At 52.7% G+C, this 22424-nt stretch carries 21 protein-coding genes and 4 tRNA genes; 12 read left to right on the top strand and 13 right to left on the bottom strand.

Annotated features, from left to right (window positions below; translation table 11 throughout):
* Nucleotides 1-11 precede the first annotated feature (11 nt).
* The 7 genes from GW579_RS14050 to rutA form a co-directional block, all read right to left on the bottom strand.
* The gene (locus GW579_RS14050; protein WP_152325548.1) at nucleotides 12-1652 is read right to left on the bottom strand and encodes a TIGR04028 family ABC transporter substrate-binding protein; all 1641 of its coding nucleotides are present in this window, start codon (nucleotides 1650-1652) and stop codon (nucleotides 12-14) included.
* Between the two features lie 249 nt (nucleotides 1653-1901).
* Nucleotides 1902-3257 (bottom strand): pyrimidine utilization transport protein G, encoded by a 1356-nt coding sequence (rutG, locus tag GW579_RS14055; RefSeq protein ID WP_165059574.1) that lies wholly within the window; start codon nucleotides 3255-3257, stop codon nucleotides 1902-1904.
* 25 nt (nucleotides 3258-3282) lie between these two features.
* Nucleotides 3283-3801: an NADH-dependent FMN reductase RutF gene (gene rutF, locus GW579_RS14060; RefSeq protein ID WP_152325550.1), complete on the bottom strand. Its 519-nt coding sequence runs from the start codon at nucleotides 3799-3801 to the stop codon at nucleotides 3283-3285.
* Nucleotides 3786-4625, bottom strand: a complete 840-nt coding sequence (gene rutD / locus GW579_RS14065) for a pyrimidine utilization protein D (RefSeq protein ID WP_165059576.1) — start codon at nucleotides 4623-4625, stop codon at nucleotides 3786-3788. Before rutD ends, rutF begins: the two co-directional genes overlap by 16 nt.
* A 41-nt stretch (nucleotides 4626-4666) precedes the next feature.
* On the bottom strand, nucleotides 4667-5053 hold the full coding sequence (gene rutC, locus GW579_RS14070) for a pyrimidine utilization protein C (protein ID WP_152325552.1): 387 nt from the start codon (nucleotides 5051-5053) through the stop codon (nucleotides 4667-4669).
* A 26-nt stretch (nucleotides 5054-5079) separates the two neighbouring features.
* Nucleotides 5080-5847, bottom strand: coding sequence for a pyrimidine utilization protein B (gene rutB / locus GW579_RS14075; RefSeq protein ID WP_152325553.1), 768 nt, complete (start codon nucleotides 5845-5847; stop codon nucleotides 5080-5082).
* On the bottom strand, nucleotides 5847-6938 hold the full coding sequence (gene rutA, locus GW579_RS14080) for a pyrimidine utilization protein A (protein ID WP_152325554.1): 1092 nt from the start codon (nucleotides 6936-6938) through the stop codon (nucleotides 5847-5849). Before rutA ends, rutB begins: the two co-directional genes overlap by 1 nt.
* A 407-nt stretch (nucleotides 6939-7345) precedes the next feature.
* Here rutA and rutR point away from each other — a divergent pair, with 407 nt between their 5' ends.
* Together rutR and GW579_RS14090 are read left to right on the top strand one after the other, a co-directional pair.
* Complete coding sequence (rutR, locus tag GW579_RS14085) at nucleotides 7346-8026, top strand: HTH-type transcriptional regulator RutR (protein ID WP_193333132.1); 681 nt, start codon at nucleotides 7346-7348, stop codon at nucleotides 8024-8026.
* Nucleotides 8027-8036: 10 nt separating this feature from the next.
* A complete protein-coding gene (locus GW579_RS14090) occupies nucleotides 8037-9026 on the top strand; it encodes a metal-dependent hydrolase (protein ID WP_165059578.1) in 990 nt (329 codons plus the stop codon).
* A gap of 53 nt (nucleotides 9027-9079) precedes the next feature.
* Here the strand turns inward: GW579_RS14090 and cycA are convergent, their stop codons facing one another.
* Nucleotides 9080-10480 carry a D-serine/D-alanine/glycine transporter gene (gene cycA, locus GW579_RS14095; protein WP_152325557.1) on the bottom strand — a complete coding sequence of 467 codons (1401 nt, stop codon included), beginning with the start codon at nucleotides 10478-10480 and terminating at the stop codon, nucleotides 9080-9082.
* A gap of 373 nt (nucleotides 10481-10853) precedes the next feature.
* On the opposite strand from cycA, the gene GW579_RS14100 reads away from it, so the two are divergent.
* Both GW579_RS14100 and GW579_RS14105 read left to right on the top strand, forming a co-directional pair.
* Nucleotides 10854-10929, top strand: a tRNA-Lys gene (locus GW579_RS14100).
* Between the two features lie 416 nt (nucleotides 10930-11345).
* On the top strand, nucleotides 11346-11759 hold the full coding sequence (locus tag GW579_RS14105) for a hypothetical protein (RefSeq protein WP_152325558.1): 414 nt from the start codon (nucleotides 11346-11348) through the stop codon (nucleotides 11757-11759).
* Nucleotides 11760-11827: 68 nt separating this feature from the next.
* Here GW579_RS14105 and GW579_RS14110 read toward each other — a convergent pair whose 3' ends face one another.
* Entirely contained in the window at nucleotides 11828-13594 is a 1767-nt protein-coding gene (locus GW579_RS14110; protein WP_165059580.1) for a sensor domain-containing phosphodiesterase, read from the bottom strand.
* A 192-nt stretch (nucleotides 13595-13786) separates the two neighbouring features.
* Here GW579_RS14110 and leuA point away from each other — a divergent pair, with 192 nt between their 5' ends.
* On the top strand, nucleotides 13787-15457 hold the full coding sequence (gene leuA, locus GW579_RS14115) for a 2-isopropylmalate synthase (protein WP_165059582.1): 1671 nt from the start codon (nucleotides 13787-13789) through the stop codon (nucleotides 15455-15457).
* Here leuA and GW579_RS14120 read toward each other — a convergent pair.
* From GW579_RS14120 to GW579_RS14130, 3 genes are all read right to left on the bottom strand, one after another.
* The gene (locus GW579_RS14120; RefSeq protein ID WP_152325561.1) at nucleotides 15426-16202 is read right to left on the bottom strand and encodes an AraC family transcriptional regulator; all 777 of its coding nucleotides are present in this window, start codon (nucleotides 16200-16202) and stop codon (nucleotides 15426-15428) included. The genes leuA and GW579_RS14120 overlap by 32 nt on opposite strands.
* 3 nt (nucleotides 16203-16205) lie before the next feature.
* On the bottom strand, nucleotides 16206-16376 hold the full coding sequence (locus GW579_RS14125) for a hypothetical protein (RefSeq protein WP_165059584.1): 171 nt from the start codon (nucleotides 16374-16376) through the stop codon (nucleotides 16206-16208).
* A gap of 116 nt (nucleotides 16377-16492) precedes the next feature.
* On the bottom strand, nucleotides 16493-16717 hold the full coding sequence (locus GW579_RS14130) for a DUF2594 family protein (RefSeq protein WP_015697982.1): 225 nt from the start codon (nucleotides 16715-16717) through the stop codon (nucleotides 16493-16495).
* A 776-nt stretch (nucleotides 16718-17493) separates the two neighbouring features.
* On the opposite strand from GW579_RS14130, the gene uvrY reads away from it, so the two are divergent.
* The 6 genes from uvrY (at nucleotide 17494) to GW579_RS14160 (ending at nucleotide 21035) form a co-directional block, all read left to right on the top strand.
* Complete coding sequence (gene uvrY / locus GW579_RS14135) at nucleotides 17494-18150, top strand: UvrY/SirA/GacA family response regulator transcription factor (RefSeq protein WP_152326324.1); 657 nt, start codon at nucleotides 17494-17496, stop codon at nucleotides 18148-18150.
* Nucleotides 18143-19978 (top strand): excinuclease ABC subunit UvrC, encoded by a 1836-nt coding sequence (uvrC, locus tag GW579_RS14140; protein ID WP_152325562.1) that lies wholly within the window; start codon nucleotides 18143-18145, stop codon nucleotides 19976-19978. The genes uvrY and uvrC overlap by 8 nt, the downstream gene beginning before the upstream one ends.
* Nucleotides 19979-20034: 56 nt before the next feature.
* Nucleotides 20035-20583, top strand: a complete 549-nt coding sequence (gene pgsA, locus GW579_RS14145) for a CDP-diacylglycerol--glycerol-3-phosphate 3-phosphatidyltransferase (protein ID WP_152325563.1) — start codon at nucleotides 20035-20037, stop codon at nucleotides 20581-20583.
* A gap of 147 nt (nucleotides 20584-20730) precedes the next feature.
* Nucleotides 20731-20806: transfer RNA gene (locus GW579_RS14150), tRNA-Gly, on the top strand.
* A gap of 58 nt (nucleotides 20807-20864) precedes the next feature.
* Nucleotides 20865-20938, top strand: a tRNA-Cys gene (locus GW579_RS14155).
* Nucleotides 20939-20949: 11 nt separating this feature from the next.
* A tRNA-Leu gene (locus GW579_RS14160) sits at nucleotides 20950-21035 on the top strand.
* A gap of 185 nt (nucleotides 21036-21220) precedes the next feature.
* Here GW579_RS14160 and GW579_RS14165 read toward each other — a convergent pair.
* On the bottom strand, nucleotides 21221-21487 hold the full coding sequence (locus GW579_RS14165) for a hypothetical protein (RefSeq protein ID WP_152325564.1): 267 nt from the start codon (nucleotides 21485-21487) through the stop codon (nucleotides 21221-21223).
* Between the two features lie 226 nt (nucleotides 21488-21713).
* Here GW579_RS14165 and GW579_RS14170 point away from each other — a divergent pair, with 226 nt between their 5' ends.
* Nucleotides 21714-22373, top strand: coding sequence for a metallophosphoesterase (locus GW579_RS14170; protein ID WP_152325565.1), 660 nt, complete (start codon nucleotides 21714-21716; stop codon nucleotides 22371-22373).
* Nucleotides 22374-22424: the final 51 nt, after the last annotated feature.

Consider the following 22424-nt stretch of genomic DNA (forward strand, 5'->3'; position numbering starts at 1 on the left):
ACTCCTGCCTGTTAGTGCTTTTCAAGCCATGCGCCGTAGAAGCTCGGACGGCCAACGGCTTCGAAGCTCACGCCTTTGAAATAAGGCGCACCGGCAAAGACCTGCGGTTCTTCGAAAATCGGAATGACGTAAGCCTGATCGAGCAGGTAGTTCTGCACGTCACCGGCCAGGGCCAGACGTTTTTTCGGATCCACTTCAGCTGAAATCGCCACCAGCAGGTCGTTCAGTTTGTCGTCACGGAAACTTTTCACCTTGCTGCTCAGGCCGCCTTTTTGCAGCAGCGCATCGCGGTTGGTCGGGTAAAAGGAGCTTTTGATGACGTCCGGATCGGCGCGACCGACTTCCACCACGTTCGCCGGAGTTTTTTCAGGATCCAGGTTGTCCGCCACGCGGCTGCCCGCGTCACCGGCCAGAATGTTCAGCTTCGCGCCGACCTGATTCCACTGCTGTGAAACCAGCTGCAAGACTTCTTTGTTTTGCGGCTGCGGCAGGGATTCATAAATGGTCAGCGACAGCGTTTTGCCATCTTTCTGGCGCAGGCCGTTCGGGCCCGGTTTCCAGCCTGCTTCATCCAGCAGTTTTTTCGACAGCGTCGGGTCATAAGTCAGTTTGTTGCTCAGATCCACGTAACCGGCGGCGGTTTTGGCGATGACGGAGGTGGCCTGCGGATAGTTTGGCGAGAACAGCGTATCGACCACCTGTTTGCTGTTGGTGGCGTGCAGCAGCGCCTGACGGACTTTGAGATCAGACACCAGCGCGTTGTCCGGACGGAACGAAATGCTGTCGTTCACGCCTTTGGTTGGCGCGGCATAAATCGGGAAGTTCTGGTCTTTGGCCTGTTTCTCGTCGTACGCCTGAACCTGACGGATGAAATCTGCCTGACCGGCCAGCAGCGCGCCGATACGCACGCTGTCTTCGCCGGTGACGATCACTTTGATGCCGTCGAGATTGGCGCGGCCCTGCTGTTTGAGGTTTTTCGGCCCCCAGTTGTAATCTTTGCGCGCCGTCAGATCGACTTCACGACCGAGCGTTTCCTTGCTGACGACGAACGGGCCGGAACCGATGATGTGCGTCGCGTCACCCAGCGCATCAAAATTGCGATCCAGCGTGCTCAGTGATACCAGCCCGGAGCCGATGGTCGCCGTGCCTTGCAGGAAGCCCGGTGAGGATTTTTTGAAGTAGAACTTCACGGTCAGCGGGTCAATCACTTCGCTGTGGTCGTAGTTATTAATCACTTCGGAAACCGGCAGATGGCGTTCTTTATTGCCCAGCCCGTAGGTGTCGAAGTTTTTCGCCACGGCGTTAGCATCAAGCGGCGTGCCGTCGGAGAAGGTCACGCCCGGACGCAGTTTGAAGGTGTATTCGGTTTTGTCGGCGTTGAAGCTCCAGGACTCAGCAATCCACGGTTCGACTTCCAGCGTCTGCGGGTTCTGATAGGTCAGTTTGTCGGTGATCTGATTGAGGATGCCGCCGTTTGGGTAAAAACCACCGGCCGGAGGATACAAATTGGTGTGCGCCTGTTGTTCAAGATAAACCAGTGTTCCGCCCTTAACCGGTGTTGCGTCGGCGGCAAAAACGGCGGAAGAACTGGTGATCAATACCCCTAAAGCCAGGGCGCGTGTGACCGCGTTTTTCCGGCGAAGAATGTGCATAGTGAGACCCTTTTTATTTTTGGCGATGTCTGGCAGATGAATCACTTTTTATTCATATAGAACGAAAGTGCTGGTTCCATAACAAACCAATTTAAAGGGGAGGTGAACGAAGGAATTTCGCATTACTTAGCTGCAATGTGGGAATGTGTGAGGCGCAGAAAGAAAAAAACCAGCGGCTAATCCGGACGGGTGGACCGGATAACCGCTGGCGATCATCAAAAATGATGAGCTAAGGAGAAACTGAGGTCGTCAGTGATCTTTTAATGCAGCTTCTGTGCCAGTTTTTATTTCCGGCTGCGTTTTAACCTGTTTGCTGCGGCTGAGGAAAGCGTTCAGCAAAATTGCGCCAAACGTTGCTGTGCCGATACCGCCCATGCTGAAGCCGCCCAGACTCAGGGTAAAGTTGCCTGCGCCCAGTACCAGCGTGACCGCAACCATGATGAGATTGCCGTTAAGACCCAGATCCACCTGGTTTTGTACCCAGATGCGCGCACCGGCGACGGCAATCAATCCGAACACCACAATCGACGCGCCGCCCAATGCCGGACCGGGAATGGTGTGGATCAGTGCACCAAATTTGGGCGAAAAGCCCAACACAATGGCAACAATGGCAGCAGCGACGAAAATCAGCGTGGAATAAATTTTTGTGACCGCCATGACGCCGATGTTTTCCGCGTAGGTTGTCACGCCGGTTCCGCCCGCAGAGGCTGACAGTAATGTCGCCAGCCCGTCGCCGACAAACGCGCGGCCCATGTATGGATCGAGATTTTTACCGGTCATGCCCGCGACCGCTTTAATGTGCCCAAGGTTTTCCGCCACCAGAATCACGGCCACCGGCGCAATCATCAGCATCGCGTGGGTGCTGAACATCGGCGTGGTGATGGTCGGCAGGCCAAACCACGGCGCCTGCGCGATGGTGGTGAAATCTACCGGCGCGCCCAGCCCCATGACGTTTGTGACCAGCATATAAATCAGATACGCCGCCACCAGCCCGAGCAGCAGAAGTAAACGCTGCACCAGCCCGCGGGTGAAAACGGCCACTGAGCCAATACACAGCACGGTGACCACCGCCATCCAGCTGTCAAACGACGACGCGGAGACGCTGTTAATGGCAATCGGCGCGAGGTTCAGACCAATTGCCATCACCACAGCACCGGTCACGACCGGCGGCATCAGGCGTTCAATCCAGCGCGTACCGACGGCCATCACCACAAAACCAATCAGCGTATAAATGACGCCGCAGGCAATAATCCCGCCGAGCGCGACGCCGATATTCGGGTTCGCGCCGTGGCCGCTGTAGCCGGTCACCGCAATCACCAGCCCGACAAACGCCGCGCTCGACCCGAGGTAACTCGGCACGCGTCCGCCGACCACCAGGAAAAACAGCAGGGTGCCGATGCCGGACATCAGGATCGCCATGTTGGCGTCAAACCCCATCAGCAGCGGCATTAATACCGTCGCGCCGAACATGGCGACGGTATGTTGCAGCCCCATAATCACCGTCGGCCCTAACGGCAGCCTTTCGTCTGGCGCAATAACGGCGCCATCCAGATTGCCTTCTCTTTTACGCCACTTTGGAAACCAGGAGGTATTGGTATTTGCCATGCTGCAATTCCCTAATCAGGTTGAGTTAACAGGCTGACTGCCGCATCAGCGGGTGATAGCGGCGGTCGAAATACACCAGTCCGTGGCGTTCGTCGTTGCGGGTGATCGCGACGGCTTCGCAAAACAAAATATCGTGGGTGCCGACGCGGGTGACTTGCGTGATTTTGCAATCAAACGAGACCAGCGCATCGCTGAGAATGGGAGAACCGGTGGAGAGGGATGACCATTCGGCGGCCTCAAAGCGTTGTTCCATTGGCGTTTTTCCGCCGAATAAATTCGACAGCGATTCATGACAGTCGGCGAGCGTATTGACGCACAGCACCTGATTTTCGGTAAATGCCGGATACACCGACGCCGAGCGGTTCAGGCAAACGAGCAGGGTCGGCGGTGAGTCGGTGACGCTGCACACGGCGGATGCGGTAAAGCCCGCGCGACCGCCGGGGCCGTCAGTGGTGATAATGTTAACGGCGGAACCGAGATGCGCCATCGCATCGCGAAACGCTTGTTTTTCAACGGCTGGCGTAGCGGTTAATGTTTCGGCCATGTTGTCTCCGTGGGCAGGCGATGGGAAGGCGCGGCAGGTTTTTGCGATGAGTGCCGTTGCAGCCATTCCAGTAAAATCGGGTTAAACGTTTCCGGGTCGGTCACGCTCATAGCATGGCCGCCGTACAACATTTGTGTGTGTTCACCGTTCGGCAGGCGTTCGGCGAGATCGGCAGAACGCATCCACGGCACCAGCAAATCATCTTTGCAGCTGAACGCCAGCGTGGGCGCGATGACCTGCCCGAGCGTTTGGGTCAGATCGGAATTCATCAGCGCCTGTAAACGGTGAAGCAGATTTTCCATTCCCTGAAAATGCGCCACCTGATGCTGGCGCTCATCCTGAAGTAATGCGTCGTTGGCCGACAGCCAGTCGCCCGGATACAGAAACAGCGGTTGCGCCTGCACGTAGGCATCGACGCCGCTGTTGAGCAGTAAATTCTGGCGGACTTCAAAGCACCGGCGCGTCTGGTTGTCGAGCTTCGCCCAGCCGTTGATCACCACCAGGCTTTGCAGCAGCGCGGGATAACGCAGTGCCAGATGCAGGCCAATAATACCGCCGAGCGCGTGACCTACCAGATGGCAGCGGGTGATATCCAGTTCGTTGAGCAGTCCGGCGAGTTCATCGGCCATATCTTCCATCCGGTAACCAGCGGGCACTGTGCCTTTGCTGACGCCGGTTCCGTGCTGGTCATAAATGATGACGCGAAAATGCTCGCTCAGCATCGCCAGCTGGGGTTGCCAGAAACTGCCTGAACCGCCGAGGCCGGAGGAAAGCACCACGGTTTCGGCGTCTGCATTATTCTTACCCAATACCTTGTAATACATGATGTTTCCTCAAGGTCTTCAGGAGAACGGATCCCGGCGTTTTACTTGCCGATGTGCGCGATGGTGGCGATTTCAATCAGCGCGCCCGGTTTGACCAGCCCGCACTGAATGCAGAACCGCGCCGGTTTTTCGCCCGGAAAGTACTCAGCGTAAACCTGATTCACGGCGGCGTAATTCGCCCAGTCGGTAATGAAAATCGAATTCATGGTGACGTCATCCATTGCGCCGCCTGCGGTTTCAATCACGCTTTTAATGGTTTCCAGCACATGGCGGGTTTGCGCGGCGGCATCGCCCAGATGCACGACGTTATTGTCTTTATCAAAAGGCAGTGTGCCGGAGACGTAGACCACGCCGTCGGCCAGCGTTCCCGGAACAAACGGTGCCAGCGGAACGCCGCTGCCAGCCGGAATAATGGCACTTTTAGGCATATTGCTATTTCCTCTTCATAAAGCCGTTATGCGGCGTTTTGTTTAGCGTCATAACCCACGGCGTCGCAGAAGTTGCGGACGCTGGAGACCCAGCCGAAGAACGTTTCGATGTTATAAATCGCCGCTTTTTGCGCGAATTCCGGGCCAGCCTGATGGGTGGCGTCTTCAAGCACCACGCCGAAATATTCGAGGAAGAAACCGTCACGCAGCGTGGATTCCACACACACGTTGGTGGCGATGCCGGTAAACACCAGATGGTGAATGCCGTAACTGCGCAGCAAGCTGTCGAGCTGGGTGTTGAAGAATCCGCTGTAACGCGGTTTTGGCAGCACGATGTCGCCCGGCTGTGGCCGGAGTTCATCCACCAGGTCGTAATCCCAGTCGCCTTTTGCCAGTAATTTGCCCATCAGCTCCGGGCGTTTACGCATGGTTTTCAGCGCGTTAGATTTGTGGAAGTTTGGCGAACCGGCACCCCCGGCCTCAACGTACTGGTTGTCCCAGCCGTTCTGGAAGAAGATCACTTTGATGCCTGCGGCACGCGCGGCGGCAATCGCCACTTTGATGTTGGCGATCACCGGTGCGGTGGCGGAAACGTCAAAACCGGCTAAATCCAGATAACCGCCCTGCGAGGCGTACGCATTCTGCATATCCACCACAATCAGCGCCGTTTGCTGTGGCGTAAACGCAATGGCTTCCGGGCGGGCCGTGAGAATGGTTTCCTCACCGCTGTTTTTTGGCTCGCGGCGAACCACGTTCAGTTCTTCAACCGCTTTGGGTTTCTCAAACAAAGTCATCAGGCCACCTCTTTCTGCTGCGTTGCGATGTGCTGGCGGGTTTTCATTAATGGCTGGATGAAACGGCCAAAGTTTTCGATGCCTTCTACGAAATCGTCGAAGGTCAGCAACACGCCACCTGCGCCGGGCACGGTGTCGATTTCATCAAGCATTCTGGCGACGCTGGCGTAGGAGCCGACCAGCGTACCCATGTTGATATTGACCGCCGACGTGGGATCGGCCATCTGGCGGACATTGGTGTCAGCACCGGATTTGGTATCTTTGCTGCTCTGGTCGGTGAGCCACGCCAGCGCACCGGCATCGGCACCGTCTTTATACAGTTCCCATTTGGCGCGGGCGGCGGCGTCGGTTTCATCCGCAATGACCATAAAGAGAACGTAAGAGGAGACATCGCGGCCTTCAGCTTCCGCCGCCGTTTTCATGCGTGCAGCGGTCGGCGCAAACGCGGTTGGCGTGTTAACGCCTTTGCCAAAACAGAAGTTGAAATCGGCGTGTTTAGCAGAGAACGCCATGCCTGCGTCGCTTTGTCCGGCGCAGATCACTTTCATTTCAGACTGCGGGCGCGGGCTCACACGGCAGTCGTCCATCTTGAAGAATTCGCCGTCGAGCGTGCAGTGGCCGGTGCCCCACAGGTCGCGCAGGACGCTGACATATTCGGTCAGATAGTCATAACGGCGGCTGAAATAGTCGTCGCCCGGCCACATGCCCATTTGCTCGTATTCCGGTTTCTGCCAGCCGGTGACGACGTTCACGCCGAAACGACCGTTGGAGATGGAATCAATCGTGGCGGCCATGCGCGCCACAATTGCCGGTGGCATCACCAGCGTGGCGGCGGTGGCGTAAAGCTGGATGCGGGAGGTCACGGCGGCAAGGCCCGCCATAAGCGTGAACGACTCCATGTTGTGTTCCCAGAATTCGGTTTTACCGCCGAAGCCGCGCAGTTTGATCATCGAGAGCGCGAAGTCAAAATGGTAGTGTTCCGCCTTCTGCACGATGGTTTTGTTCAGTTCAAAAGTCGGTTTGTACTGTGGCGCGGTTTCAGAAATTAACCAGCCGTTGTTGCCGATAGGAATGAAGACACCGATTTTCATAGCTCACCTCAGTTGAAGATTTATTTTTCAATACAAGGGATTGCGAAAATCTCTGCGCGGCTTGAGTGCGTCCTGCGGGTTCCGAATTGCACCGTGCTGAAATTTCCTAACGGGGTGAGTATTGCAAGGGCAGTGCCACTTTTTTAAAAGTTATGGTTATCAATAAGTTAAAAATGTGTTTTGACTTGTGGTGGAGCAAACGGTCTGTTTCAGACCATTTGGTCAAAACAAACTGCACATAAATCAGGCAGGAATGTCCGCAAATGGTGCATTTTTGTTAAATAACACAATTATTGTGGTTATTTATTTGTTGTTTAATTGACCGGACTTATAGCGATAGTCGCGTTTATCCCTATTTGTTATGATTTCTCCCTTGCTGTTTGTCTCAGGAAATCCTTGTGAAGCCATTGGTCGAACCTCCTCAGCCCGCCGCCGGGGAAAGCAAATCCCGCAAAACCGGGGTGAAAGCACCGACGCGCCGCTCGCGGGCGGTCGCCGCCAAACGTGGCAATATCATGGCCGCCGCGCTGGAGTTTTTCTCGCTGTACGGCATTCACGGCACCAGCCTGGATCAGGTCGCTGAGCGTGCCGATGTCTCAAAAACCAATCTGCTGTATTACTTCCCGTCGAAAGAAGATCTGTATATCGCCGTGCTGAAAGGCCTGCTGGATATCTGGCTGGCACCGCTGAAAGCGCTGCAACGGGATCAGCATCCGCTGGAAGCGATACGTGAATATATCCGCCTGAAACTCTGTGTTTCACGCGATCATCCGCAGGCGTCGCGACTGTTTTGTCTGGAGATGGTGCAGGGCGCGCCGCTGCTGAAACAGGAACTCGGCGGCAGCCTGAAAACGCTGGTGGAAGATAAATCGGATGTGATCCGCGGCTGGATCAAAGATGAATTAATTGCGCCGGTTGACCCGATGCAGCTGATTTTTATGCTGTGGGCAACCACCCAGCATTACGCCGATTTTGGTGTGCAGGTGGAAGCCATCACCGGCAAAACGCTCAACGATCCTGAATTTTTCGAACTGACCGTGAGCAACGTGCAGCGCATTATTACCGAAGGCATACAGCTTCGGGCTTGAAGAGGTCAGGATGGATTCGGTTTCACAATTAGTCTTGGGCGCCGCCGTGGGTATCGCGGTGATGGGCAAGCGGACGCCGGTGTGGAAATCCGCACTGGCGGGCGCGGTCTGCGGAACGCTGCCGGATCTGGATGTTTTCTACGATCACGGCGACGCCATCAGCAATATGACGCTGCACCGCACGGACACTCATGCGTTGTTGTATCTCACGCTGGTTTCGCCGCTGCTCGCCTGGATGATGGCGAAAATTTTCAGCGCCGGGCAGCACTTCAGACGCTGGTGCAGCACGGTCTGGCTGGCGCTGATCACGCATCCGTTGCTGGATTTAATGACGGTTTACGGCACACAGCTGGGCATCCCTTTTACGCATTATCCGTTTGCGGTCGGCAGCATTTTCATCGTCGATCCGCTGTATACCTTGCCGCTGATCATCGGCGTCGGGCTGGCGCTGTACCGTGAGCAACAACGCGGGATTATGTGGAATAATGTGCTGCTGGGCGTGAGCTGTTTGTATCTGGTCTGCACGGTTATCGAGCAGCATCAGGTGACGGTGCACGTCAGCGAAGAATTGCAGCGGCAGAACATCGAAAGCACACAGGTTCTGGTGACGCCGACGCCGCTCAACTCACTGGTGTGGCGCGTCGTGGTGATGAATAAAGACAGCTACGGCGAAGGTTTTACATCGCTGCTGCACCCGGATTCCCCGATCCGTTTCCGCTTTTATCCGCGCGGAGAAGCACTTTACGAAGCGCATAAAGACAATGCGTTTCTCGCCCGCGTCGCGTGGTTTAGTCACGGATTTTTCAGTGTGAAAGAGCAGGGCGGCCACATTCTGGTGAGCGATTTACGCATGGGTCAGGAACCGGATTACACCTTTGTGTTTGATCTTGGCGAGATGAAAGCCGGAGAACCGCCTCAGTTACCGGTCAAAGTGGTCTCGGCCAGACCTTCAGCGGTGAAAATGTGGCGGCAGTTCAGATCGGCGCTGGATGTGGAGTAAACAACCCAAGAAAAAGGAGCCGTGAAGGCTCCTTTCTACTATTACCGGTTCAGTTAAGCGCGGCGGCTTCTGCTTCGCAGCCAGTAGCCAATGCCGAGGATCACGAACCAGAGCGGCGTAACCATCAGCGCCTGACGGGTGTCATCCTGCAAAGTCAGCAGCACCAGCACGAAGGCGAAGAACGCCATGCATACCCAGCACATGATTTTGCCGAGCGGCATTTTGTAGATGGACGCTTCGTGAAGTTGCGGACGTTTACGACGGTAGACCAGATACGAGCAGAGGATGATGGTCCAGACGAACATAAACAGAATCGCAGAAACGGTGGTGACCAGTGTGAAGACCGTCACCACGTTCGGGATCAGGTAAATCAGCACCACACCGCCAAGCAGGCAGATGCAGGAGAAGGTCAGCCCGTTAGACGGCACGGCGCGGGAAGAGAGTTTGCCGAACGCTTTCGGCGCATTGCCTTCCTGGGCCAGACCAAACAACATGCGGCTGGTGGAGAACACGCCGCTGTTGGCGGAAGAAGCAGCAGAGGTCAGCACGACAAAGTTGATGATGCTCGCCGCAGCCGGCAGACCGGCCAGAACGAACAGCTCAACAAACGGGCTTTTATCCGCAACAACGTGGCTCCACGGTGTAACTGACATAATCATGATCAGCGAGAAAACGTAGAACATGATGATGCGCAGCGGGATTGCGTTGATGGCGCGTGGCAGCGATTTCTGCGGATCTTTCGTCTCGGCAGCCGTTGTGCCCACCAGTTCAATCCCGACAAAGGCAAACACCGCAATCTGGAAACCGGCGAAGAATCCGCTGACGCCTTTCGGGAAGAATCCGCCATCGTTCCACAGGTTACTGAAAGCCGCGACGGTGCCGGTTGGGGTCTGGAAATGTGTCAGAACCATCACCAGTCCGGCAATAATCAGCCCGACAATGGCGACGATTTTGATCATCGCGAACCAGAATTCCATCTCACCAAACATTTTGACGGTAGCAAGGTTCAGGCTAAGAAGAACCAGAACGCAGAGCAGCGAGGCGATCCATTGTGAAAGACCGGGGAACCAGAATTGCGCGTAGGCGGTGATGGCGACGACGTCGGCGATACCGGTGACGACCCAGCAGAACCAGTAGGTCCAGCCGGTGAAATATCCGGCCCACGGACCGAGAAGGTCGGCGGCAAAATCGCTGAAGGATTTGTATTCAAGATTGGAAAGGAGCAGTTCGCCCATCGCGCGCATCACGAAAAACAGCATAAAGCCGATGATCATATACACGAAAATGATGGAAGGACCGGCGAGACTGATGGTTTTTCCTGAGCCCATAAACAGGCCGGTACCGATGGCACCGCCGATAGCGATAAGCTGAATATGGCGGTTAGAGAGGTTTCGCCGCAAGCCTTCTGCGTTCTCTTCCTCTGACTGAGTGAGGATTTTTGACTCTTCTTGCATGTTGTATTGATTCCTGTTTTTTGCTTTTTTGCGTATGAACTCCGCCATATCGCATTTATTTATGTCAGTAAATTGAGCTCTCAATGGCTCTTTTGTCAGCCTAACTGGAACGACAGCCGGGATGACCGGTGTAATAGTAATGTTATATGCGCATTTATTATAACTGGCATGAAAAATGCCGCAGAAAAAAATGTATCGTATTTTTTACAACGTGGATAACTGAGTGTTAATTAATCAAATGTCAGTGACAGCGACGGGAATAATACCGTTTTTCACTGTGATGGGCTTCACAATTATCACTGAGAATAACTGTAAAAAAAGTAGGGATAAGCGTTTGACATCATCCGTTGAGAAGAGAATAATCCGTCCCGTTGGGTCGTTAGCTCAGTCGGTAGAGCAGTTGACTCTTAATCAATTGGTCGGCGGTTCGAACCCGCCACGACCCACCAACAACCTGGTTATCAATGCGTTGTGATTCCCCTATTTCGTCATTCCCTTCTGTTTTATCTTCCTGATTCAGCAATATTATTATTTCGTTCTAATTCCGGAAATATAAAGCTGTGCTTTGCCTTAAATTTAATCAGTGAGTTCGGATTAGTTTTACTGTGGTTAAATTTGATGAAATGCGGGATATAAATTTTCTGGAGCGGCTGTTTAACTTTACTGGTTCAGGAACTTCATTTTTTGACAGGAAATATTCAGGCTTTCTTTGGCACGGGATTAATTTCCCAATGCTTTAACATTGCAATCTGGGGTGTGATTTTGTTTTGCCCGGCCTGCTTACGGTGTAACAATCTCTCCTAAAAAGAGTCGGACAAATGCGCGCACGCTGCTATTATTCGTGCATAAACTCAGGGAGATAACGATGAAAAAAACACTGGTGGCCTTGGCTGCTCTATTTTTAGCCGGGTGTGCAGCTAATCCTTACGAGCCGACACTTCAGGTCAAATCGTCGTTTGCCAATGCCAGCACCACACCGCCGGCGGGCCAGACGCATGTCAGATTGCACCGCATCGAGCAGTGGTCGGTAATACCTTTTGAAAAGACCTGTCCGCTGATCGTGATTCTAGATGGTCAGACCGTCGCGTCGCTGCACTTTAATCAGTATGTGGATTTAAATGTGCCAAACGGCATGCGAACCATCGACGTTCGTCTTGCCTGCGCACTGACCAAAACGACCGGTTCGATTACTGTGGATGCGAACGGGAAACCTGTCAGTCTCGAAACAGACCGCAGTTTCTTCGGAACCTACAATATCCGGCAGAAAACCGGCGAATGACCGAAATGAAAAACCCGCTCCGGCGGGTTTTTTTATGGCTATTTTTCGCAATGATTACACGGGGAATATCAGATGTACGGTTTCGACCATTCTAGTATCTGATCGTGATGCAGCGGGCGGGAAAAATAGAAGCCCTGCACGGAATCACAACGCAGTTCTTCCAGACACATCAGCGTGTCATTGTCTTCCACGCCTTCGGCAACGACCTGGTAACTCAGCGCATGCGCCATTTCAATCATCGATTTGACGATCACTTTGCTTTTGCTGTCATTGCTGATGCCCTGAATCAGGGACTGATCCAGCTTGAGCGTATCCGCCGGAATTTTTTGCAGATAGTTCAGGTTGCTGTAGCCGGAACCGAAATCGTCCAGCGCAATGCTGATACCCATTTGTCTCAGGGCATCCAGCGATGCGACGGCGTGCGGATTATTCACCAGCGTCTGGGTTTCCAGACACTCGATTTCCAGCATCGACGGGGAAACCTGATGCAGGATTAGCGCGGTATGGATGCGCTGAACCAAATCCTGTTCCACCAGATTATTGGCCGTCAGATTGATGGAAACCTGGATCTGCGCGCCGCGTTTTTGCCATTCGGCAATCTGCATTACGGCCTGAGTAATGACCCAGTTAGTCAGCGGCGTAATCAGCGGGGTTTTTTCTGCCAGAGGAATGAACTCTGAAGGTGAAATGACCCCGAGTGTCGGGTGCCGCCAGCGGATCAGCGCTTCCACGCCCTGGAATTTTTTGTCAGCCAGACGAATTTTTGGCTGATAAAGCAGATGAAAATCTTCGCAGGACGCGACGGTCGCCATCAGATCATTAAGCAAATTGAAGGCACGTAGCTGGATAACATCGGATTCCTGCTGATACGGCATCACCAGCTGATTATTGCTGATGGCTTCATGCAGGGACGACATACCCTGACGCAGGGTGGTTTCCGCGCAGGAAGAGGTTGACGAAAAGACAGTGTAACCTGCGTGCAAGCGGACATTGATCGGGATATCGCTGGTAATGCTGCGCTGGATTTTAGCGGCGGCGATTTCCAGCTGATTGAAAATCTCCTGCTGTTCATCGAGCCGTTTGATCAGCGCAAAGCGGCCGAGCATCAGGCTGTAAACTTTGTCGTTTTCATTCAGTTCACTGCGCAGGAAAGCACCGACGTCTTTAAGAATGTTTTCGACTTTCGGAATGCCAATTGAACGCCCGATGTCGTAGGCATAAAGCGTGTCGAGCGTATCAATCAGGATCAGCAGATAGGACGTGTTATCCGGCGTTTTGATCAGTTGCGCGATATCTTCCATCAGCCGCTGGCGGTTAGGCAGGCGCGTAACGATATCCACAAAGCTCACCGAGCTGCGCGATTCGATAATATCAATGACGATAGCCGCGAGATCCGAGAGCATTTCCACTTCCTGCACGGAAAAATCTCTCGGTTGTTTGTCGGCCAGACACAGGCTGCCGACGGCAAAACCATCGCGGGTGATAAGCGGGGCACCGGCGTAGAAACGCATTCCCTCATCGGCGGTGACCAGCGGATTCTCGCTGAAACGCGGATCCTTTGTGGCATCGTTGACGACCATCACCGAAGAAGAGCGGATGGTGTGATCACAAAACGCAATATCACGTGCGGTGTACTGAGTTGCTGTATTAGTTTTGGATTTAAACCACTGACGGTGTTGGTCAACCAGAGTAATGATGCAAATAGGAATATCGAAAATTTGTTGAGTCAGGCGGGTAATCAGATCAAGCACTTCATCCGGATTGCTGTCCGCAATCTTGAGTTTTTGCAGCGCCGCAAGCCGTTTATTTTCGTTTGGATTCAGAACCCTTTTCATTCTGTACGACCTCTGATCGCCGAACTGGACGCGTTTAGTTATGCACTATAGCGTGACTCTGATTCATTTATCATTTTCTTTTTGTCCGTTTTGCGAGGGTTGCTGTCAGTTAGCAAGGCGCAGAAGGATATCGTTTGCGTACTATGGAATTCGCAGAGCATTGCCGCTCACTTTATTCCTAAGGAGATTCGTATGTTAAACGACCCGTCACAGAAATATCGCCCGTTCCCCCCGGTGAATTTGCCGGACCGCCAGTGGCCGGGGAATACGCTCGATAAAGCGCCGCAATGGTGCTCAAGTGATCTGCGTGACGGAAATCAGGCTCTTGCGGAACCGATGGATAATGCACGTAAACGCCAGTTTTTTGACCTGCTGGTGCGCTGTGGTTTTAAGCAAATTGAAGTGGCGTTTCCCTCTGCATCACAAACCGATTTTGATTTCGTGCGCGGGTTGATTGAAGACAAGCTGATCCCCGACGACGTGGTGATTCAGGTGCTGACGCCGTCACGCCCGGATCTGATTGCCCGCACGTTTGAAGCCCTGAAAGATGTGCCGCGCGCCATCGTACATTTATATAACGCTACGGCGCCGGTTTTCCGCGAAGTGGTCTTCAATCAGGATAAGGCCGCCACCCGCGAGCTGGCTGTCCGTGGTGCGCAGCAGATCCGCCAGTTGTGCGAACAATATTCTCAGACGCAATGGACGTTCGAATATTCCCCGGAAACGTTTTGTTTTACTGAGCTGGAGTTTTCACTGGAAGTCTGTGAAGCGGTAGCGAATGTCTGGGAGCCCTGCGCTGAGCGTCCGATGATTATCAACTTACCGGCCACCGTGGAAGTCAGTACGCCGAATATTTACGCCGATCAGATTGAATGGTTTTGCCGGCATTTCAGCCGTCGTCAGCAGGTTTCCATCAGCGTGCATCCGCATAATGACCGCGGAACCGGGGTGGCGTGTGCCGAGCTGGCGATGCTGGCGGGTGCCGATCGCGTGGAAGGTTGTTTGTTCGGGAACGGCGAACGTACCGGGAATGTGGATATCGTGACGCTGGCGCTGAATCTCTATACCCAGGGCGTAAACCCTGAACTGGATTTCAGTAATTTGCAGGCGATTGTCGAAGCGGTTGAGGAATGTAATCAGCTGCCGGTGCATCCGCGCCATCCTTATGCCGGTGAACTGGTGTTCACCGCATTCTCCGGTTCACATCAGGATGCCATCAAAAAGGGCTTCGCGGCGCAGAAAACCTCAGACAGTGACGTCTGGCGGGTGCCTTATCTGCCGCTCGATCCTGCTGATGTCGGGTGCAGTTACGAGGCAGTGATCCGCGTGAACAGCCAGTCGGGCAAAAGCGGGGCGGCCTGGTTGCTGGAACAGAATCACGGGCTGAAACTGCCGCGTGGCCTGCAAATAGATTTCAGTAAAGCCGTGCAGCGCGAAACCGATACGCATGGCAAGGAAATGAGCACCAGCGATATCTGGCGGCTGTTCCGTGCGCGTTACGGACTGACCGAGCAACCGGTGGTAAAACTGCTGAGCTACGATATCCGCAGTGATGAGCAAAATGTCTGTCATTTCAGTGCGCGCATCCGCTACCGCAATGAAGAGCAGCAAATTGCCGGCAGCGGCAACGGGCTGTTGTCCGGCGCGGTCGATGCCCTGCGCCGCAGTTTTGACGTGGAGCTGGAAATTGGCGATTACCACGAGCATACGTTAGGGCATCAGAGCCACAGCCGTGCCGTTGCGTACCTGAGTTGTCAGGGGCGTCATGGTGAAACCCGCTACGGCGTGGGTATCGACAGCGATGTCTCCAGTGCTTCCGTGCAGGCGCTGTTTAATGCGGCTGGCGGGATTCTGTCTGACTAAAATATTCGCTGGGTGAAATGCCAAGGGAACGGCGGAACATCGCGCTGAATGCACTCGGGCTGTCATAGCCCAGTGCCAGCGCGACATCAATCACCGAGAGACCTGCTGCCAGCTGGTTAATCGCTTCGAGTAATTTTGCCTGTCTGACCCAGTCACTGAAACGCAGCCCGGTTTCGCGCTGAAAGCGGCGCGAGAGTGTCCGGCTGCTGATATCCAGACGCTTAGCCACTTCCTCAAGCTCCCATGACGCACACAAATCGGCGCGAATTTGCTGGCTGAGCACAAGCAACTCCGGTTCTTTGGGCTCGGGCAAATGAAGCGGCAACGTTGGTAGTAACCGAAGTTCGTCGAGCAGTAACTCCATAATCCGTTCATCACGGCCGCCCGGCAGATAATCGTGCGGGATCGTCAGAGATGTCAGAATCAGTTCGCGGAGCAGGGGGGAAATCTGGACCACCTGACACTGCGCGGGTAAATCGGCGCGGGCGAGGGGATCGACAAATAAGGTGCGGGCTTTTACGCCACCGATAAAACGCAGGCTGTGTTCGACGTTTGCGGGCAGCCAGACGCCGCGGCCCGGCGGAACCATCCAGGTGCCGAGCGCGGTGTTCACCTCAACAACGCCAGATAAAGTATGGATCAGTTGCGAACAGTGGTGGCTGTGTGCCGCTTCGCTATCACCATGCTGATAATCAATGGCCAGCGGCGCGATGGCCTGATGAGGTGCAAGGAAGTTGCGGTGCATTGATCAGTGATGTTTCTGTTTCTTGGCGTCTTCGACGGCCTTTTTGGCTTCTTCAGCCGCTTTCTCAATCTCTTCTTCTGTCAGTTGCTCGGCCGCTTCAATCAGTTCTGCCAGTCCGTCGCTGACATGGACTTCGTCTGCCTTGCTTTTGTTTTCTTTATTATTTTCGCTCATTACGGTTGTCCTGATGATGTGAATACAGGGCTCTATTATAGCAGAATATAGGGCGAAAGCCGGGGGGCGTGCGGGGAAAGCGCGGAGCCCGCCAGGCGGCAGGCTCCGAAATATTCTTACTGGCGATAAGCGAATTTGATTTGTTGCAGGGAGTTTTTGAAGACTTCAGCCTGTTGCTCGTCTTCCATCTGCGCCACAAAACGTTCCATATTCAGCATGACTTTACCTGCATCAGCCTGGCCAATGGCTTTCAAAATCAGGGTCAGCGTGGCTTTCAGGCAGGCAACTTCGGTCGCCAGTGTTTCAACGTTTGCTTCAGTCGTAAAATCGCAATTACTCATTATTTAAATCTCCTCAGACAGGCTGGCAGGCAGCACGCCGAATTCTGAACGGTAAAAAGAACAGGGCAAAAAGTGAACTCACCCGCTATGAAGGGTGAAAAGTGGCAGCATTTTAGCATAGTTGGCACGGTTTAGTGCAGCGCGGACCTGTTGCGGTTAAAACAGCCAAATAGGATTATTCATACGGAATATTATGGGCGCCGTAAAGAATACTAAACGTAATAGCAAGCTGAGAACCTTTCATGCAGATGTGCAGACTTATTCATATAAGCCATCAGCAATTCGTGCTATCCAAAATAATAATCGGATATATCATAGATATATGAAAGAACGACGTTGACGGATAAATAAGCTGTCTAAGAAAATGCCTGTTTTAGACCTGAAAAATCCGGTGTTATTATTTTTTTACTGCTGAAAACATCGGACCTCTGATCAGCCTTTTCGTTGATTAGACAGGTTTTTTTAACGAATTATTAATACAGGTGATGGCACTTCTCATTTACATTCAGCAAAGTAGTTTTTTTCAGACATTCCTTGGTCAGGACGGCATGATAGAGTAAAATACGCGGGCTATAATAATGCTTTCGTCTTCCTGATTTAAAACACTGCCGATGAGCGGTAGTGGGGCGAGTTTGTTAATGCTGGCCTCTAATTGCCACCTCCTCTTCGTTTATAAGCGGTCTGAGAACACTATTAATGTTCAGCGTACATGATTACGTTAAGACGGGCTTGAAGAACCTGACGGTGTGTCGCCCTTATTTTTTGGAGAATTCTCTTTGATTAGCGTTCTTCTTGTTGATGACCATGAACTGGTGCGCGCAGGGATCCGACGCATTCTTGAAGATATCAAAGGCATCAAAGTCGTTGGTGAAGCGCAGTGCGGTGAAGATGCCGTCAAATGGTGCCGCGCCAACGATGTTGATATTGTCCTGATGGATATGAACATGCCGGGTATCGGCGGGTTAGAAGCAACGAAGAAAATCATTCGTTTTTCGCCCGACATCAAGATAATCATCCTGACGATTTATACCGAAAATCCGTTACCCGCCAAAGTGATGCAGGCCGGGGCTTCGGGCTATCTGAGTAAAGGGGCTGCGCCACAGGAAGTGGTGAATGCTATCCGCCTGGTTGATTCGGGTCAGCGCTATATTGCGTCTGACATCGCTCAGCAAATGGCACTCAGCCAGATTGAACCCCAATCTGAAACGCCTTTTGATTCCTTATCAGAGCGTGAATTACAGATCATGCTTATGATTACCAAAGGGCAAAAGGTGAATGAAATTTCAGAACAGCTGAACTTGAGCCCGAAGACAGTTAACAGTTATCGTTATAGGATGTTTAGTAAATTAAATATTAGCGGCGATGTTGAGTTAACCCATTTGGCTATCCGGCACGGCTTGTTCAACGCGGAGACTTTATCAGGCAGTGAGTGATGAGCGTTTCGACCCTAAAGCCTTTCTGAAAACGGTCACCAGCCAGCCGGGCGTCTACAGGATGTATGACGCCAGCGGCACCGTAATCTATGTAGGTAAAGCCAAAGACCTTAAAAAACGTCTTTCCAGCTATTTTCGCGTCCAGGTTTCCAGTCGTAAAACGGAAACGCTGGTCAAAAATATCGCGCAAATCGATGTCACCGTAACGCATACGGAAACTGAAGCGCTGCTGCTTGAACACAACTACATCAAACTGTATCAGCCGCGCTACAACGTTTTGCTGCGCGATGATAAGTCGTATCCGCTGATTTTCCTCAGCGCGGACAACCATCCGAGAATTACCGTTCACCGTGGCGCGAAGCATGCGAAAGGCGAATATTTCGGGCCTTTCCCTAACTCTTACGCTGTTCGCGAAACGCTGGCGCTGTTGCAAAAACTTTTCCCCATCCGACAGTGTGAAAACAGTGTTTACAGCAACCGTTCACGTCCGTGTCTGCAATATCAGATTGGCCGTTGTCTGGGCCCGTGTGTCAAAGGGCTGGTCAGCGATCAGGAATACAACGATCAGGTAGATTACGTGCGTCTGTTCCTGTCGGGCAAAGATCAGCAGGTTGTGACGCAGCTGGTCAGCCGTATGGAAGAAGCCAGCAAAGATTTGCGATTTGAAGATGCCGGGCGGATCCGCGATCAGATTCAGGCCGTCCGTCGCGTCACAGAACGTCAGTTTGTATCGGGCAACAGTGAAGATCTGGATGTCATCGGCGTGGCCTTTGAGTCGGGAATGGCCTGTCTTCATGTGCTGTTTATCCGTCAGGGTAAAGTCCTTGGCAGCCGCAGCTATTATCCGAAAGTGCCGGGCGGCACCGATCTGGGCGAAGTCGTGCAGACGTTTGTCGGGCAGTTTTATTTGCAGGGGAGCCAGATGCGTACGCTTCCCGGTGAAATTCTGCTGGATTTCAGCTTGCCAGAAAAAGACTTGCTGGCGGAATCGCTCAGTGAAATGGCCGGACGTAAAGTTCAGATTCAAAGTAAGCCTCGCGGTGATCGCGCGCGTTATCTGAAACTGGCGCGTACCAACGCGTCCACCGCGCTGACAACAAAGCTTGCGCAGCAATCCACCATCCATCAGCGGCTGGCAGAATTGGCAAAAACACTCCATCTTGCCGAAATTAACCGCATGGAATGCTTCGACATCAGCCATACTATGGGCGAGCAAACGGTCGCTTCCTGCGTTGTTTTTGACGGCAACGGCCCGGTGCGTTCGGAATACCGCCGCTATAACATTACCGGTATTACGCCAGGCGATGATTACGCGGCGATGGCTCAGGTTCTGAACCGCCGTTATGGTAAAGCGCTCGATGAAAAGAAAATTCCCGATGTCATCTTTATTGACGGCGGGAAAGGCCAGCTCGGCATGGCGCGCGATGTTTTTGATTCGCTGAATGTTGAGTGGGATAAATCTAAACCGCTGCTGATTGGTATCGCGAAAGGTGCCGACCGCAAAGCCGGGCTCGAAACGCTGTTTTTCGTACCAGAAGGTGAGGGCATTGCGTTACCGGCGGATTCTCCGGCATTGCATGTGATTCAGCACATCCGCGATGACTCGCACAATCATGCGATCACCGGCCACCGTCAGCGTCGCGCTAAAGTGCGTACGACCAGTGCACTGGAAGAAATTGAAGGCGTCGGGCCAAAACGGCGTCAGGTTTTACTGAAATACATGGGAGGCATTCAGCCATTACTGAATGCCAGCGTAGAGGAAATTGCACAGGTGCCGGGTATTTCTAACGCATTGGCAGAAAAGATTCATAATGCGTTGAAACACTAAAGGCAATGTAGCAACATACTCATAATATCCACACCGGACAAACAGTTACCTTCGCTATGCAATTTAATATACCTACGTGCCTTACCCTGTTCCGCGTTGTACTGATACCGTTCTTTGTGCTGGCTTTCTATCTGCCTTATCCCTGGGCATCACTGGCCTGCGCGCTGATTTTTGTTTTTGCTGCGGTGACTGACTGGTTTGATGGTTATCTTGCCCGTCGCCTGAAGCAAACAACGCGTTTTGGTGCATTTCTGGATCCGGTCGCAGACAAAGTGATGGTTGCCATCGCGCTGGTGCTGGTCGCAGAATACTTTCATTCATGGTGGATTACGTTGCCGGCGGCGACGATGATTGCACGTGAAATTATCATTTCGGCGCTGCGCGAGTGGATGGCGGAAATTGGTAAACGGAGCAGCGTTGCGGTGTCCTGGATTGGTAAAGTGAAGACAACGGCGCAAATGTTGTCTCTGGTCGCGTTATTGTGGCGTCCGGATAACATCGTGGTGGGTGTCGGTGTGGTTGCGCTTTACATTGCTGCGGTGCTGACTTTCTGGTCAATGTTCCAGTATTTGAACGCTGCGCGCCACGATTTGCTGGAACCCTGATCAAACTGACGTAAAAAACGTCAAACGATCGCATGAACCTGATAATTTTATTGACTCAATCCGTCAGGTCAGTAGAATGCAACGCATCGGAAGGCAGCCAGTCATGCGCCAGAAGATAGTTAAAAAAATCAGTACGTTCTGATTAAAGCGGGAATAGCTCAGTTGGTAGAGCACGACCTTGCCAAGGTCGGGGTCGCGAGTTCGAGTCTCGTTTCCCGCTCCAAATTTTCTTAAACTGGTTCGTGGATTGGTTTAAGTGCAAGACAAGTAGTAAGATTTAAGGCGCGTTAACAAAGCGGTTATGTAGCGGATTGCAAATCCGCCTAGTCCGGTTCGACTCCGGAACGCGCCTCCAATTTTCCCGGAGCCCGGGTGGTGGAATCGGTAGACACAAGGGATTTAAAATCCCTCGGCTTATGGCTGTACGAGTTCAAGTCTCGTCCCGGGTACCATGGAAAATTAGCTGAATAATCAAAAGCAATAAAGTAGTAATGTCGTTATAGCCACCTTCGGGTGGTTTTTTTATGCCTGAAATTCGGCAAGCCACAAGAATGCACAATGATGCTTTTTCGTGTGGCGTGCAGGGGAGTAAGTGCAGATAAGGGAATTAAAACAGCCCCGAGGGGCGTTTTTAGGGTTAAAATTCACCCGGTGAATCAGTGTTGCTCAGTGCCCTGATAGATAAAGGCAGATGGTAGTTAGGCTGGCTGGTAAAAAACGCCTGCAGGGCAACGCGCTTCTTCCGGTCTATAGAAATTTCTTCCATAGTTTTGCGGAAGATACTGTAACGGCCGCAAGAAGTGCAGGTCACAGTGACAATTTTCGCCGACATATTCACCGACGTTTTATTCGTGCTTTGGCACAACGGACACTCGTCTTGAGCGCTTACAACGGTGGAACTCATAAAACCTCCGGTTTTACTTAGAGCGGGCAGTAGTCTAGCACAAAAAGGCGGCAGTTACTTAACGATAATTTAATTATCAGTGGATTTCAGCGCCAACTACGTGTAAAGAGCGCTCAAACCGCTGACGGGCAGTGAAAATTTTCCTCCCGGCCGCACGCATTCTTTCCTCCTTCTTCTCATACGTTACACTTAAAGAATTCACTGCTTAAATGGATTTCTGTTTCGTATGACGCCTGCTTTGTATCAGCGTATCAATGGCTCGCTTTACCACCGCATTTTTGTCGTGGGGGATCTGCACGGATGTCTCAGCCTGCTCGGGCATGAACTGGCAAAGATAGCGTTCGATCCGCAACGCGATTTACTGTTGTCTGTCGGCGATCTCGCCGATCGCGGCCCTGACAGTGTCGGGTGCCTGCGCCTGATCAATGAGCCGTGGTTTTCCTGTGTCCGCGGCAATCACGAACAGATGGCGATTGACGCGATACATGAAGAGAATGTTTCAAGATGGCTGCGTAACGGCGGCGACTGGTTTTACGCACTGGAAGATGAGATTCAGGAGCAGGCAAAAGCGCTGATTTTGCAGGCAGACAAATTGCCACACGTTCTCGAACTCAACACGCGCGAAGGAAAACGCATCGTCATTGCGCATGCGGATTACGTTTCGGACGAATATGTTTTCGGAAAGCCGCTCGACAGTTATGAAACTATCTGGAACCGCGACCGTATTAACTCTGCGCTTGCCGGACGTTACGGGCCGATATCCGGCGCTGATGCTTTCTATTTCGGACATACGCCGGTTGAACCTGCACTGCAATTTGCGAACCTGTTTTATATTGATACCGGCGCGGTCTTTGGTGGTTATCTGACGATACGGCAATTGCAATAATATCAGGCTGCAGGCGGGTTTGCGGTGGTTGCGCGGCAAAGGTATAGTGAG

The sequence above is a fragment of the Rahnella contaminans genome, assembly GCF_011065485.1.
GTDB lineage: Bacteria > Pseudomonadota > Gammaproteobacteria > Enterobacterales > Enterobacteriaceae > Rahnella > Rahnella contaminans.